General features: G+C 68.1%; 14 protein-coding genes. 12 read left to right on the forward strand and 2 right to left on the reverse strand.

Features of this window, described 5'->3' with window-relative positions; genetic code table 11:
* Positions 1-3 precede the first annotated feature (3 nt).
* Together nth and ACOGW9_RS16015 are read left to right on the forward strand one after the other, a co-directional pair.
* Positions 4-645, forward strand: a complete 642-nt coding sequence (gene nth / locus ACOGW9_RS16010; RefSeq protein WP_419913001.1) for an endonuclease III — start codon at positions 4-6, stop codon at positions 643-645.
* A gap of 54 nt (positions 646-699) precedes the next feature.
* Positions 700-1,617 (forward strand): HpcH/HpaI aldolase/citrate lyase family protein, encoded by a 918-nt coding sequence (locus tag ACOGW9_RS16015; RefSeq protein ID WP_419913003.1) that lies wholly within the window; start codon positions 700-702, stop codon positions 1,615-1,617.
* Between the two features lie 42 nt (positions 1,618-1,659).
* On the opposite strand, the gene ACOGW9_RS16020 is transcribed toward ACOGW9_RS16015, so the two are convergent.
* Complete coding sequence (locus ACOGW9_RS16020) at positions 1,660-1,848, reverse strand: hypothetical protein (protein ID WP_419913005.1); 189 nt, start codon at positions 1,846-1,848, stop codon at positions 1,660-1,662.
* Between the two features lie 77 nt (positions 1,849-1,925).
* On the opposite strand from ACOGW9_RS16020, the gene hisD reads away from it, so the two are divergent.
* The 7 genes from hisD to ACOGW9_RS16055 are packed head-to-tail and all read left to right on the forward strand — an operon-like array spanning position 1,926 to position 8,796.
* Positions 1,926-3,242: a histidinol dehydrogenase gene (gene hisD, locus ACOGW9_RS16025; RefSeq protein WP_419913007.1), complete on the forward strand. Its 1,317-nt coding sequence runs from the start codon at positions 1,926-1,928 to the stop codon at positions 3,240-3,242.
* Positions 3,239-4,312, forward strand: coding sequence for a histidinol-phosphate transaminase (gene hisC, locus ACOGW9_RS16030; RefSeq protein WP_419913009.1), 1,074 nt, complete (start codon positions 3,239-3,241; stop codon positions 4,310-4,312). The genes hisD and hisC overlap by 4 nt, the downstream gene beginning before the upstream one ends.
* 13 nt (positions 4,313-4,325) lie before the next feature.
* A complete protein-coding gene (gene hisB, locus ACOGW9_RS16035; RefSeq protein WP_419913011.1) occupies positions 4,326-4,919 on the forward strand; it encodes an imidazoleglycerol-phosphate dehydratase HisB in 594 nt (197 codons plus the stop codon).
* A 10-nt stretch (positions 4,920-4,929) separates the two neighbouring features.
* Positions 4,930-5,571 carry an imidazole glycerol phosphate synthase subunit HisH gene (gene hisH, locus ACOGW9_RS16040; RefSeq protein WP_419913013.1) on the forward strand — a complete coding sequence of 214 codons (642 nt, stop codon included), beginning with the start codon at positions 4,930-4,932 and terminating at the stop codon, positions 5,569-5,571.
* Positions 5,568-6,371 carry a HisA/HisF-related TIM barrel protein gene (locus ACOGW9_RS16045; protein ID WP_419913015.1) on the forward strand — a complete coding sequence of 268 codons (804 nt, stop codon included), beginning with the start codon at positions 5,568-5,570 and terminating at the stop codon, positions 6,369-6,371. Before hisH ends, ACOGW9_RS16045 begins: the two co-directional genes overlap by 4 nt.
* A 28-nt stretch (positions 6,372-6,399) precedes the next feature.
* Positions 6,400-7,182 carry an imidazole glycerol phosphate synthase subunit HisF gene (hisF, locus tag ACOGW9_RS16050; protein WP_419913116.1) on the forward strand — a complete coding sequence of 261 codons (783 nt, stop codon included), beginning with the start codon at positions 6,400-6,402 and terminating at the stop codon, positions 7,180-7,182.
* A gap of 57 nt (positions 7,183-7,239) precedes the next feature.
* Positions 7,240-8,796, forward strand: a complete 1,557-nt coding sequence (locus tag ACOGW9_RS16055; RefSeq protein WP_419913017.1) for an acyl-CoA synthetase — start codon at positions 7,240-7,242, stop codon at positions 8,794-8,796.
* 19 nt (positions 8,797-8,815) lie between these two features.
* Here ACOGW9_RS16055 and ACOGW9_RS16060 read toward each other — a convergent pair whose 3' ends face one another.
* Positions 8,816-9,481 carry an alpha/beta hydrolase gene (locus tag ACOGW9_RS16060; RefSeq protein ID WP_419913019.1) on the reverse strand — a complete coding sequence of 222 codons (666 nt, stop codon included), beginning with the start codon at positions 9,479-9,481 and terminating at the stop codon, positions 8,816-8,818.
* Positions 9,482-9,611: 130 nt separating this feature from the next.
* Here ACOGW9_RS16060 and ACOGW9_RS16065 point away from each other — a divergent pair, with 130 nt between their 5' ends.
* The 3 genes from ACOGW9_RS16065 to ACOGW9_RS16075 are packed head-to-tail and all read left to right on the forward strand — an operon-like array spanning position 9,612 to position 13,131.
* Positions 9,612-9,950, forward strand: a complete 339-nt coding sequence (locus tag ACOGW9_RS16065; RefSeq protein WP_419913118.1) for a GroES family chaperonin — start codon at positions 9,612-9,614, stop codon at positions 9,948-9,950.
* Positions 9,951-9,988: 38 nt separating this feature from the next.
* The gene (locus tag ACOGW9_RS16070; protein ID WP_419913021.1) at positions 9,989-12,253 is read left to right on the forward strand and encodes an anthranilate synthase component I; all 2,265 of its coding nucleotides are present in this window, start codon (positions 9,989-9,991) and stop codon (positions 12,251-12,253) included.
* Complete coding sequence (locus ACOGW9_RS16075; RefSeq protein ID WP_419913023.1) at positions 12,250-13,131, forward strand: YgfZ/GcvT domain-containing protein; 882 nt, start codon at positions 12,250-12,252, stop codon at positions 13,129-13,131. Before ACOGW9_RS16070 ends, ACOGW9_RS16075 begins: the two co-directional genes overlap by 4 nt.
* The last annotated feature ends 28 nt before the right edge of the window (positions 13,132-13,159 follow it).

Below are 13,159 nucleotides of genomic sequence, written 5' to 3' on the forward strand. Positions count from 1 at the left end.
GTCATGGCGAAGCCACGATCGCCCAAGGGCCGGGCACAGCGGACCCACGAACTACTCAAGGGCGAGTACGAAGCCGTGTGCGAGCTCGAGCACCGCAACCCGTTCGAGCTGCTGGTGGCCACCATCCTGTCGGCGCAGTGCACCGATGCACGCGTCAACGCCACCGTGCCATCCCTGTTCGCACGCTTTCCCGACGCCGAGTCGTTGGCCTCTGCAGACCTTGCCGAGCTGGAAGAGATCGTGCATCCGACCGGGTTCTTCCGCAGCAAGGCTCGCAGCCTGCAGGGCATGGCCCGCTTGCTGCTGTCCGACTTCGGGGGCGAAGTGCCCACCGCCCTCAAGGACTTGGTCAAGCTGCCCGGCGTGGGCCGCAAAACGGCAAACGTGATCCGTTCGGTGGCGTTTGATCTGCCGGGTCTGCCGGTCGACACGCACGTCGGCAGGCTGGTGCGACGTCTCGGCATCACCGATGAGGAAGATCCCGTCAAGGTGGAGCTGGCGCTGAATCCGATGATCCCGCAGTACGAGCGGGGCGATTTCAGCCTGCGGCTGATCCTGCACGGCCGCCGGGTCTGCTCGTCTCGCAAGCCCGCGTGCGATGACTGTGTCCTCAACGATTTCTGTCCCAGTGCCTTCGCGGCCTGAACCGGCACCGACGCTGGTTGCGGTGCGAATGCGAGACCCAGGAGGATGGATCGAATGGCTGAGCCCCTGAGTTCCGGCAATGGGACCGTGCGCAGGTCGTCGCATTTTGTGCCTGGTGCGAACGAACGCATGCTGGAGAAGTCGATCGCAACTGATGCCGACAGCCTCGTGCTCGACCTCGAGGACGCTGTCACACCCGACAACAAGGACAGCGCCCGCGCCACGGTTGCGGGCTGGCTGGCCGACATCGATTTCGGTGCCAAGGAACGGGTCGTGCGCATCAACCCGCTCGATACACCGTGGTGCACCGCCGACGTTGCCGAGACGATGGCCTCGCCGCCCGACGCCTACCTGGTGCCGAAGGTGAACAATGCAGCAGAGGTCGCCGAGCTCGACAGCATGATCACGCGCTGGGAGCTGGAGCACGGCCACCCACCCGGCGGCGTGGTGCTGCTGGTGCTGGGAACCGAGACGCCCCAGGGGCTGCTGAACATCGGCGAACTGGCCCGCCACGACCGGGTGGACGCGCTGAGCTGGGGCGCAGAGGATCTCTCTGCGGCCATGGGATCCAAGGCCAATCGGGACGCCTCAGGTGCCTACCTGCCGGTGTTCGAGTACGCCCGGGTGATGTGCCTGGTAGGAGCCACTGCGTGGGACAAGCAACCGCTTGACACAGTGTTCGTGGACTTCCGTGACGACGAGGGGCTGGCCGCCGAGTGCGCCACCTCAGCCGCTATGGGCTTCACCGGCAAGATCACCATTCATCCCGCCCAGATCGACATCGTCAACGCCGCGTTCACGCCGAACGATGCCGAGTTGGCCGACGCCCGCGAGCTGCTCGAAGCGTTCGCCGAGGCCGAGGCTGCCGGCCTCATGGCATTCGCCCACAAGGGCCAGATGGTGGACGTGCCGCACTTGACGCGGGCGCGCAAGATCGTCGCGACCGCAGATGCCATCGCCGAGCGGCGCTGACAGTCTCCGCGCCGTAGTTGCTTCTGGAGGTGCTCGCAAGCCTCAACGCAGCGCTTCGGTGGCCTGGGCCAAGCGACGGCGAGCCATCCGCAACGAGCGTTCCACCTCGTAGAGCTCCACACCGACGTCCTCATGCGGCGTGCCCATTAGCTCGTCGGCAGCCTGCGCCACGCGGGTGCCCAGCTCACCCACAGCCGTCTCGATCGATGACAGCTCCGCTGCGCTGATCACACGCGGCACGCTACTCATCGACCAAGCCGCCCAAAATCACAGCAACGGCGTAGAGGGGCGAAGGTACCCTCGGCGCCGTGCTGGAGCGGCTGGACCTACGGGGTCGAGGCGACGAATTGGGCGATGAGCTCGCCGGTCTGTTGCCGCGCCCGCAGGTGGGAGACGCGGTGCCGGCAGAAACCGTCCGTGAGCTGATTGCCGAGGTCCGCAACAGCGGGGACGCGGCTGTTCGGGCCCTGACGGCTCGCTTCGATGGCGTCGATGTCGAAGACACGCTGGTGCCGGCTTCGGAGCTGTCTGCAGCGTGGGAGAGCCTGTCGCCGCCCTTGCGTTCGGCGATGGAGACCGCCCACCGGCGCATCCTGGAGTTTCACCGCGCCGAAGCCGCCGCGGGTCACACCTACGAGCGCGATGGCGTCACCGTGCGTTCGGTCAGCCAGCCGGTGGATCGGGCTGGCATCTACGTGCCGGGCGGCCTGGCTGCCTACCCGTCCACCGTGCTGATGACCGTGCTGGTTGCCCGCGCCGCAGGCGTGGACGACATCGTGTTGTGCTCGCCGCCTGGCCCCGACGGCAACCTCGCCGCACCTGTGCTGGCCGCTGCGCAATTGTGCGGAGTTACTGAGGTGCACCGGGTGGGAGGCGTGCAGGCTGTCGCCGCGCTCGCATACGGCACCGAGACGATCCGACCCGCCGATGTCGTGGCGGGTCCCGGAAATGCCTGGGTGGCCACCGCCAAGCAGCTCGTGGCCGGTGACGTGGGTGTGGCCTCGGCGTTCGCCGGACCCTCGGAGATCGTTGTGATCGCCGATTCGACCTGCCCGCCGGCCGCAGCCGCAACCGATGTAGTACTGCAGGCCGAGCATGGTCCCGGCGGGCGCGCCTGGCTGGTCACGTGGGACGACGAATGCGCCGATGCCGTCTGCGATGCCATCGGCCGGATCGTCGACCTGTCGCCCCGCCGTGAGGAGACGCTGGCCACGCTGGAGGCCGACGGGTTCGTGTGTCTCGTGGACGGGCCGGCGCAGGCTGCCGACGTTGCCAACTCGGTTGCACCCGAACACCTCCAGCTCATGTGCGAGGGTGCCGAAGAGCTCGTCAGCAGCATCCGCCATGCTGGCGCCGTCTTCGTCGGGCCGTGGGCACCCGCGTCAGTCGGCGACTACGTGGCGGGACCGTCTCACGTGCTGCCCACGGCCGGCACGGCACGCTTCGCCGGAGCGCTCACCACCGACGATTTCACCAAGCGGATGCACGTTGTGGATGTGTCCGAAGCCGGCTTCGATCAGCTTGCGCCAGCGGTGGCCGAGCTTGCCGAGGCCGAGGGCCTCTGGGCGCACGCCGCCTCGGTGGCGCGCCGCAAGGAGTGGTCGACCTCGGGAGTGCGGCCGTGAAGCCGCCGGTGCGCGACGACCTGCGCCTGCTCGACGGCTACCACTCGCCCCAGATCGACGTGGAGGTGCGGCTCAACACCAATGAGGCGCCGGTGGGGCCGCCGCCGGAATTCGCCGAAGCTCTCGCTGCCGAGTTGCGCAGTGTCGAATGGCACCGCTACCCGAACCGCACGGCCGCGGCATTGCGGGCCGACCTCGCCAGGCTGGCCGGCACCGACCCCGAGCGGATATTCGTGGCCAACGGCTCAAACGAGGTGCTGCAGACGCTGTGCCTCACCTATGGAGGCGCAGGCCGCAGCGTCGCCACCTTCGAGCCCACCTATGCGATGTACGGCCAGATAGCGCGCAGCACGCAATGCACGGTTGTCGAAGGCGAGCGCCACGCCGACGGCAGCGTCAGCGTGTACGAGCTGGAGCGGATCGTGGAGCGGCACCAGCCGTCGATCCTGTTCCTGTGCTCGCCGAACAACCCCACCGGCACGCCCGAGCGCATCGAGGTGCTCAGGCGAGCGCTGGAGATCGCACCGGGACTTGTGGTGGTTGACGAGGCCTACGGGCAGTTCGCCGACTGGAGCGCGATCGATCTGTGTGACGACGCAGGCGGACCCGACAACCTCGTCGTCACGCGCACCTACTCGAAGACGTGGGCGATGGCCGGGGCGCGGCTGGGCTACGCCGTCATTCCGGCGGGCATGGCCGCAGAGTTCGAGAAGGTGGTGCTGCCGTACCACGTCGACACCTTCAAGCAGATCGCCGGGCGGGTGGCGCTGCGCTTCACCGATGACATGGAGCAGCGGGTCGCAACGATCGTGTCCGAACGCGAGCGGATCGAGGCCGCGCTGAGCGAGATGGGTCTCGACGTGTGGCCCTCGCAGTCCAACTTCATCCTGTTTCGCGCGACGCCCAGCGGGCACAGCGGTGACGACATCTGGCGGGCGCTCGTGGACCGATCAGTGCTCGTGCGTAACTGCTCAGGATGGCCTCGCCTCGCAGACTGCCTGCGGGTGACGGTGGGAACGCCGCCAGAGAACGGCCGCTTCCTCGATGCCCTATCGGAAGTTGTCTCGTGATAATGAGAGTGCCATGACTGCTCGGACTGCCACTGTGCAGCGCAACACTAAAGAAACCCAGATCGACCTGACGCTGGACCTCGACGGCAGCGGCCAGAGCGACATCTCGACGGGCCTGCCGTTCTTCGACCACATGGTCGCCCAGCTCGCCAAGCACGCCCGCTTCGACCTGCAGCTGCGCACTGTGGGCGATCTCGAGATCGACGCACACCACACGGTCGAAGACACCGGCATCGCGCTCGGCGAGGCGATGCGGCAGGCCTGGGGAGACAAGGCCGGTGTTCGCCGCTTTGCCTCCTACGTGGTGCCGCTCGATGAGGCGGCAGTCGAGGTCGTGCTGGACCTGTCAGGCCGGCCGTTCCTGCATTACGACATCGAGCCGCCCGGCGAGAAGATCCTGGGCGACCCGCCCTTCGACCCTCAGCTCTGCGAGGAGTTCTGGCGGGGACTCGTCATGTCCGCGGGCATCACCTTGCACCTGGTGATGCTGCGGGGCCGCAACACGCACCACATCATCGAGGCCAGCTTCAAGGGAGCCGCACGCGCCTTCTACGACGCCATCAGCATCGCGGACGATGTGCTGCCCTCCACCAAGGGCGTCCTGTGAAGGACGTCAGGTGAATGGCGATCGTCCATTGGTCGCCGTGCTCGACTATGGCATCGGCAACCTGCGCTCGGCGCAGAAGGCGCTCGAACGGGTCGGTGCGGATGCCCGTTTGACGGCGGATGCCGGGCTCATCGGCGATGCCGACGGCGTCGTGCTGCCCGGGGTTGGTCACTTCGGCACCTGCATGGACCAACTGCGGTCGACGGGCTTGGAGCAGCCCGCGCTCGGGGCCATCGAGAGCGGTCGGCCGTTCCTGGGCATCTGCGTCGGCATGCAGATGCTGTTCGAGGCCTCCGAGGAGGCACCGGGAGTCGCCGGCATGGGCGTCATGCCGGGCACGGTGCGATTGTTGCCCGACGGCATCGTGCGCCCGCAGATGCAATGGAACCGTCTCGATGTACGCCACCCCGACTGCCCGCTGCTGGCAGGACTCACCGACGGCGCTTGGATGTACTTCGTCCACAGCTACGTGCCCGGCACCGACCCCGAACTGGTCGCTGCGACGTGCGACTATCCCACGCCGATCACCGCTGTCACCGAGCGCGGTCGGCTGTGGGCGACCCAATTCCATCCCGAGAAATCCGGCGACGCCGGCAAGCGACTGGCGCAGAACTTCCTGGCGGCCGTCACAGCGGATCGATGCGACCGATGAGCTTCGACCTGTTTCCCGCCATCGACCTGCGCGATGGGCGCTGCGTGCGCCTGCTGCAGGGCGACTACGACCGCGAGGTGCGCTATGACGCCAACCCGGTCGAGGTGGCGCACGAGTTCGCTGAGGCGGGCACCCGCTGGATCCACGTCGTCGACCTCGACGCCGCTCGCACCGGCGAACCGCAACCGCAGAACCAGGCCGTGATCCGCTCGATCGTGGCCGCCGTGGGAGATGCCGGCGTCCGCGTGCAGGTCGGCGGCGGTGTGCGCAGCCGCGAAAGCGCCGAAGCGCTCTACGAGGCCGGGGTCGCCCGGTGCGTGGTGGGCACCGCCGCGATCGAGAATCCCGGCCTGGTGGCCGAGCTGACTGCTGCTTCGTATGGCGTCGCGGTCGGCCTGGACGTGCGCGGCAGCGAGGTAGCGACCCGCGGCTGGAAGCGTCGCAGCGGCGTGAGCCTGCCCAAGGCCCTGGCGCGGCTGGCGGGCAGCGGCGCGGAGGCCGTCGTCGTCACGCAGATCTCGCGCGACGGCATGGGAGGCGGCAGCGACCTCGCCGGCCTGCGTGACGTGCTCGATGCGCCGCAGCGGCCGCCGGCCATGTCGGTCATCGCCAGCGGAGGGGTCGGCTGCCTCGCTGACATCGCAGACCTGCGAGACCTGCGCTCGGCAGACGGTCACACGCTGGCCGGAGCGATCGTCGGCAAGGCTCTCCATGACGGCGCCATCTCGCCGGTTGCGGCCGTGGTCGTTGCACGCGGCAGCGCAGTCCACGATGAACCCCCGGGCGGAGCGCAGCCATGAGGCTCGACGGCGAAGTGCGGGCAACGCCATGAAGACCGTGCGCGTCATCCCGTGTCTCGACGTCGACGATGGGCGCGTCGTCAAGGGGGTCAACTTCGTCGGGCTGCGCGATGCGGGCGACCCGGTGGAGTTGGCCGCGGCCTACGACCGGCAGGGGGCCGACGAGGTCATCTTTCTGGACATCACCGCATCCGCCCATGGTCGCGACACCATCATCGAGCTGGCGCGCCACACCGCCGAGGAAGTGTTCATTCCCTTCACGATCGGGGGCGGCATCCGCACCGTCGACGATGCCCGGGCACTGCTGCGGGCAGGTGCCGACAAGGTGTCGGTGAACTCCGCTGCGGTGGCCCGACCCGAGCTGGTGCGAGAGATCGCCGACGAGTTCGGCAGCCAGTGCGTGGTGGTGGCAGTAGACGCAAAGTCGAACGGCATCGGCGCTGACGGAAGCACGAACTGGAACGTCTATGTCAAGGGCGGCCGCGAGGACACCGGCCTCGATGCGCTCGCATGGGTGCGCCAGGTGGCGGAGCTGGGCGCCGGCGAGATCCTCTTGACCTCGATGGATGCGGACGGCACCAAGGCCGGCTTCGACCTCGAACTCACACGGGCCGTCGTGGACGCAGTGGAGATTCCTATTGTTGCCAGCGGGGGAGTGGGCACGTTGCAGCATTTGGTGGACGGCGCCCTCATCGCCAACGCCGATGCCGTGCTGGCGGCCTCGATCTTCCACTTCGGCGAGCACACCATTGCCGATGCGAAGCAAGCCCTGATGGATGCGGGCGTCTCGGTTCGCCCGCCTGGCTGCTAGTCGCTTCGCCCACCAGATCGCCTTACCGCAGGCAAGCCCCCGGCTAGCTTCCCCGCCATGAGCTATCCCGGCACGTACTCGGCGACCGACCCCGACCGTCCCGCAGTGGTCATGGCCCGCGACGGCCAGACCCGGACGTTCAGCGAGCTCGAGGCCCGCAGCTGCCAATTCGCCCAGCTCATGTGGGCGGCAGGTTTGCGGCCCGGCGACCACGTGGCGATCTTCGCCGACAACAACATCGGCTACTTCGATGCCTACTGGGCCGCGATGCGCAGCGGCCTCTACTTCACGACGGTCAACCGCTACCTGACTGCTGAGGAGGCCGCATACATCGTGAACGACTGCGGCGCCCGGGTGCTCGTGGCCTCCCCCGCGGTCGTCGATGCGGCGACGGAGTTGCTGCCGCTCATCGGTGGTTGCGACGTCCGGCTCATGTTCGACGAGTCCGCCGATGGGTTCGACCCGTTCGAAGATGCCATCGCGGCCCATCCCGCCGAATCGCTGGCAGAACAGCCACGGGGATCGGCGATGCTGTACAGCTCTGGCACGACGGGCCGCCCCAAGGGCATCAAGCGGCCGCTGGACGGAACCTCGATTACCGACCCGGACCTGCTCGGTGCCGGGCTGCTGGGAGGAATCTTCGGATTCGGCGAAGGCACTCGCTATCTCTCGCCTGCGCCGCTCTACCACTCTGCGCCGCTGTCGTTCACGACCGGCACGCAGTCGGTCGGCGGCACGGCGGTGGTCATGGACCGCTTCGACGCTGCCGAGGCGCTGTCGTACATCGAGCGGTACGGCATCACCCACAGCCAGTGGGTGCCGACCATGTTCAGCCGCATGCTGAAGCTGCCCGAAGCCGAGCGCAGCCGCCATGACCTGTCCAGCCACCAGGTCGCGGTGCATGCGGCGGCACCGTGCCCCGTCGAGGTGAAGCACGAGATGATCTCGTGGTGGGGGCCGATCCTGCACGAGTACTACGCCGGCACCGAGCTGAACGGCTTCTGCTACGTGAACTCCCAGGAGTGGCTGGAGCGGCCGGGCACGGTCGGCAAGCCGCTCATCGGCGTCATCCACATCTGCGACGACGAGGGCAACGAGCTACCCGTGGGCGAGGCCGGCACGATCTACTTCGAGCGTGAGATCCCGGCGTTCGAATACCACAACGACCCCGCCAAGACCGCCGAGTCCCGCCACGGCGCCCACCCGCTGTGGTCGACGCTGGGCGACATGGGACGGGTGGATGACGACGGCTACCTGTACCTCACCGACCGCAAGGCGTTCATGATCATCTCGGGTGGGGTCAACATCTACCCCCAGGAGATCGAGGATCGCCTGGTGCTGCACCCCAAGGTGGCCGACGTGGCGGTGTTCGGCGTGCCCAACGAGGACTTCGGCGAGGAAGTGAAGGCGGTCGTGCAGCCCATGGCGGGCGTCGAGTCGGGCGACGCATTGGCGAGCGAGCTGCTGGCGTACGCGCGGGAGCACCTCGCGAGCTACAAGGTGCCCCGCTCGGTCGACTTCCGTGACGAGCTGCCCCGTCATCCCACCGGCAAGCTCTACAAGGGCATCCTGCGCGACGAGTACTGGGGCGACCGCAGCTCACGCATCGTGTGAGCGCACCCGCACCCTGCCGCTAGAGCGCAGCCACGAACGAGGCGATCTGGTCGGCGACGGCTCGGGCGTGGCCCATCAGGAAGTGATCGCCGCCCTCGATCACCTCGAGCTGCGTGTTCGTCCAGCCCGAGGCGATCTCGGCGGCATCCGCGGGGGAGCGGAACTGGTCGTGCTGGGGCACCAGCAGCAGCTTGGGCCGCGGGTCGCTGGGCGCTGCCATGTCAGCGGTATCCACAATCCGGAGCGGCGCTGCAATGCCGATCCACGCCGACAGATCGTCGTGATCGGCCGAGAGCGAGACGTCCCCGCCGAAGGACCAGCCTGCGGAGACCACGGCGGGCGTGCCTCCATCACCGGACTGTTCAGCAGCGAGCCGCGCAGCAGCGCCGAATGCCGCCGCGGCATCGAGACGCTCTGCCTTGCCGTCGTCGTGGCTGCCCCCCGAACTGCCGGTGCCCCGGAAGTTGTACCGGAGCGCGGCGATGCCCGCTGCGGGCAGCGCCCCGAAGAGATGATCGATGAGCGGGTTCCACATGTCGCCGCCGTAGAGCGGGTGCGGGTGGGACAGCACGGCGACGGCGACGGCCTCGGCAGGCCAGCTCACCTCGGCCTCCAGCTCGGTGCCGTCGGAGGCCACCACCTCGGTCGGCTGGGGCGCTGCCGTCGAATTCGGGGTCGGATTCATTGCGGCGAACGGTACCGTGCGGGCGGTGAGCGCTCCTGAGTCAGACAACGGGCAGGGCACCGGATCGGCGACGAAGTCGACTCGTTCGGCGAAGGGCTCCAAGACGGGTACCCGCAAGGCTCCCGCGCCCGTGGCCGCCGACCACGACGACGACGAGCGGCGACCGATCAAGATGCTGCACGACCGCCTGCTCGTGCGACTCCCCAACGACGGGTCCGAGCGGCGCACCAGCGGCGGCATCCTCATCCCTGCGACGGCCCAGCAGAACAAGCGCCTCGTGTGGGGCGAAGTGGTGGGCGCAGGACCCAACGTCCGCACCGCCCAGGAAGGCGACCGTGTGCTGTTCAGCCCCGAGGACCGCCACGAGGTCGAGGTGCACGGCGACGACTTCCTGATCCTGCGTGAGCGCGACGTTCACGCCATCGCCGCACCCCGCATCGAGCCCGGCAGCACCGGTCTGTACCTGTGATCGGCTCAGCCTCCGGGCCTGCGCAGTGACCTGGACCCATGAGCACTGAACAGACGACTACGGGCGGAACGCAGTTCCAGACCGGCGGTGGGATCACCGTCTCGCTGACGGCCTCGATGGTGGACGGCAACGCCGAGATCGAAGACCTCGTCGACCGCCTGGATGAGTCCCGGGGCGTGCTGCTGTCGTCGAGCTACGAGTATCCCGGCCGCTACACCCGCTGGGACATGGGCTTTGCCGACCCGCCGCTGGTCATCACCAGCCGGGCGCAAGACATCTGGGTGGACGCACTGAACGAACGGGGCGCCGTGCTGCTCGAGCCGGTCCACGAGGCTCTGGCAACGCTGGGCACTGCCGCCGGCATCGTCGACCTTCACCGCGAGCCCGGCCACGCACACGGTGCGGTGGCCTGCCGGGTGGAGCGAGCCGATCGGCGTTTCGAGGAGGAAGAGCGCAGCCGTCAACCCTCCACGTTCACGGTCGTGCGTGCCCTAGTCAACCTGTTCTCGTGCGACGACCCGCACTTGGGCCTGTACGGGGCATTCGGCTACGACCTCGCATTCCAGTTCGAGCCCATCGAGCTGACGCTGCCGCGCCCGCCCGAGCAGCGCGACCTGGTGCTGTACGTGCCTGACGACCTGCTCATCGTGGACCATGAGGGCGGCATCGCCCAGCGCTTCCGCTACGAGTTCTCAGTGAGCGGTCGCACCACGGCCGGGCTGGCAGGCGGCGGCGCACGCGTGCCCTACGAGCCCGACTTCGATCTCGAGGCCAGGTGCGACCACGAGCCCGGCGGCTACGCAGCGGGCGTGCGAGCGGCTCGCGAGTACTTCGCCCGCGGCGACCTCTTCGAAGTGGTCACCAGCCAGATGTTCTCCGAACGCTGCATCGAGTCTCCCGCGGAGCTGTTCCGACGGCTCAAGGAGCAGAACCCCGCGCCGTACGGGTTCTTGATCAATCTCGGCCCGGCGTCAGCCGGGCGCGATCGACACAGCCCGGCCTCAGCCGGGCGGGATGGGCACAGTGCTGCGGGCGATTCGGGCGAATGGCTGATCGGCGCCTCGCCCGAGATGTACGTGCGGGTCGAGGGCGATCGGGTCGAGACCTGCCCGATCTCGGGCACCATCGCTCGGGGCCAGGATCCCATCGACGACGCGTCGCAGATCTTGGCGCTGCTCAACTCGGCCAAGGACGAGTCTGAGCTGACGATGTGCACCGACGTCGACCGCAACGACAAGAGCCGCATCTGCGTGCCCGGCTCGGTGAAGGTGATCGGGCGTCGCCAGATCGAGATGTACTCGCGGCTCATCCACACCGTCGACCATGTCGAAGGACGCCTTCGACATGAATTCGATGCGCTGGATGCGTTCCTGTCGCACACCTGGGCGGTGACCGTGACCGGAGCTCCCAAGACGGCGGCGATGATGTTCCTCGAGCAGCACGAACGCACTGCCCGGGCGTGGTATGGGGGCGCGGTGGGCAAAGTGGGCTTCGACGGCAGCCTCAACACCGGGCTCACGCTGCGCACAATCCGCGTCGCAGGCGGGCATGCAGAGGTGCGCGTGGGTGCCACGCTGCTGTGGGATTCCGATCCCGACGAGGAGGAATCGGAGACCGAGCTCAAGGCGTCGGCATTCCTCGACGCGATCCGGCGGCCGCGTTCGGCGCCCTCGGCGGGAGCGATTGCTTCGGCACCCAGCCAGCGGCGAGTGCTGCTGGTCGATCATCTCGACTCGTTCGTGCACACGCTGGCGAATTACCTGCGTCAGACAGGTGCCACGGTCGTGACCCGGCGGGCCGGCTTTCCTATGGAGGAGATCAGCGCCGACGAATTCGACCTCATCGTGCTGTCTCCAGGCCCGGGGCGGCCCGACGACTTCAATATCGGCCCAGTAGTGCGCGCCACGCTCGATGCAGGACTGCCGCTGTTTGGGGTGTGCCTGGGGCTGCAGGGCATCGTTGAGTACTTCGGCGGCGAATTGGGGCAGCTGGCAACGCCGATGCATGGCAAGCCATCGGCCATCCGCATCGTGGGCGGTCAGCTGCTCGACGGGCTGCCCAAGGAGTTCCGGGCCGGTCGCTACCACTCGCTGTTCGCCAGCCGCTCCGAAGTGCCCGAGGAGTTGGAGGTCACCGCTGTCAGCCTCGACGACGACATCGTGATGGCCGTGGAACACCGCGAGCTGCCGGTCGCGGCCGTGCAGTTCCACCCGGAGTCGATCATGTCGCTCGACGACGGCGTCGGACTGGCGCTGATCCGCAATGCCGTGGACCGGTTGATGCCAGGCTGGAGGAGCGGATGAGTATCGCGCCGTCGCTCGATCGCCTAGTCACCCTGACCGTCCCTCGCGATGTCCTGGTGGTGAGCGGGCCCGAGGCCGCCATGTACCTCCACGGTCAGATCTCCGCCGATGTCACCTCGATGGAGATTGGCGACAGCTCGCTGTCGTTCCTGCTGGAGCCGCGCGGGCGCATCGAGACGTTCTTCGTCATCAGCCGCACCGGCCCTGACACCTATGTCGCCGACACCGAAGCGGGCTTCGGCGAAGCCATGGCCGCGTCGCTGGAGCGGTTCAAGCTGCGCACCCGTGCGGATTTCTCGTTGAGCCAGTGGCAGGCGCATGCAGTGCGCGGACCCCAGGCCGGGGAGCCGGCCGTCGGCGCTTCGAGCACCGGACCGGACAACGCCCCACAGCACGTGGTGCGGCCGCCGCACTGGCCGCTGGCCAGCGGCCACGACTTGCTCGCGAGCCCTGGCGGGGTCGTCTCCCAATTCGGCGAAGGCGGCGAGGCCATCTCGGCCGACGAGTTCGATGCGCTGCGGATGGTCTACGGCCTGCCTGCCATGGGCACCGAGATCCAGCCGGGTGACATTCCCAATGAGACTGGTCTCGTCGAGCGAGCCGCGTCGTTCACCAAGGGCTGCTATCGGGGCCAGGAGCTGGTGGAGCGAATCGACTCGCGTACAGGCGGGCGACGGTCGGTGTGCCGGCTCCGAGCCGCTGCGCCGCTCGCTGTAGGCGACGAGCTGCGAGACAGCAGTGGCGCCTCGGTGGCCACGGTGCTGAACGCAGCGGCACTGAACGGCACGACCGTGGGATTCGCACGCTCCCGCAACGACGCGGGTGCGGTGGCATACACGGCCTCGGGCGGTCAGGTCCAGCTAGCGGATCTCTTCTGAGGGGAGTGGGATCGCCCGAGTTGAGTGA

Origin of the sequence: Candidatus Poriferisodalis sp., assembly GCF_965203655.1 — a bacterium.
GTDB lineage: Bacteria > Actinomycetota > Acidimicrobiia > Acidimicrobiales > Poriferisodalaceae > Poriferisodalis.

Excerpts from the sequence above, each read along its gene's own strand:
- nth (WP_419913001.1), top strand. The coding sequence starts at position 4 with ATGGCGAAGCCACGATCGCCCAAGGGCCGGGCACAGCGGACCCACGAA.
- ACOGW9_RS16015 (WP_419913003.1), top strand. The coding sequence starts at position 700 with ATGGCTGAGCCCCTGAGTTCCGGCAATGGGACCGTGCGCAGGTCGTCG.
- hisB (WP_419913011.1), top strand. The coding sequence starts at position 4,326 with ATGACTGCTCGGACTGCCACTGTGCAGCGCAACACTAAAGAAACCCAG.
- ACOGW9_RS16045 (WP_419913015.1), top strand. The coding sequence starts at position 5,568 with ATGAGCTTCGACCTGTTTCCCGCCATCGACCTGCGCGATGGGCGCTGC.
- hisF (WP_419913116.1), top strand. The coding sequence starts at position 6,400 with ATGAAGACCGTGCGCGTCATCCCGTGTCTCGACGTCGACGATGGGCGC.
- ACOGW9_RS16055 (WP_419913017.1), top strand. The coding sequence starts at position 7,240 with ATGAGCTATCCCGGCACGTACTCGGCGACCGACCCCGACCGTCCCGCA.
- ACOGW9_RS16060 (WP_419913019.1), bottom strand. The coding sequence starts at position 9,481 with ATGAATCCGACCCCGAATTCGACGGCAGCGCCCCAGCCGACCGAGGTG.
- ACOGW9_RS16070 (WP_419913021.1), top strand. The coding sequence starts at position 9,989 with ATGAGCACTGAACAGACGACTACGGGCGGAACGCAGTTCCAGACCGGC.
- ACOGW9_RS16075 (WP_419913023.1), top strand. The coding sequence starts at position 12,250 with ATGAGTATCGCGCCGTCGCTCGATCGCCTAGTCACCCTGACCGTCCCT.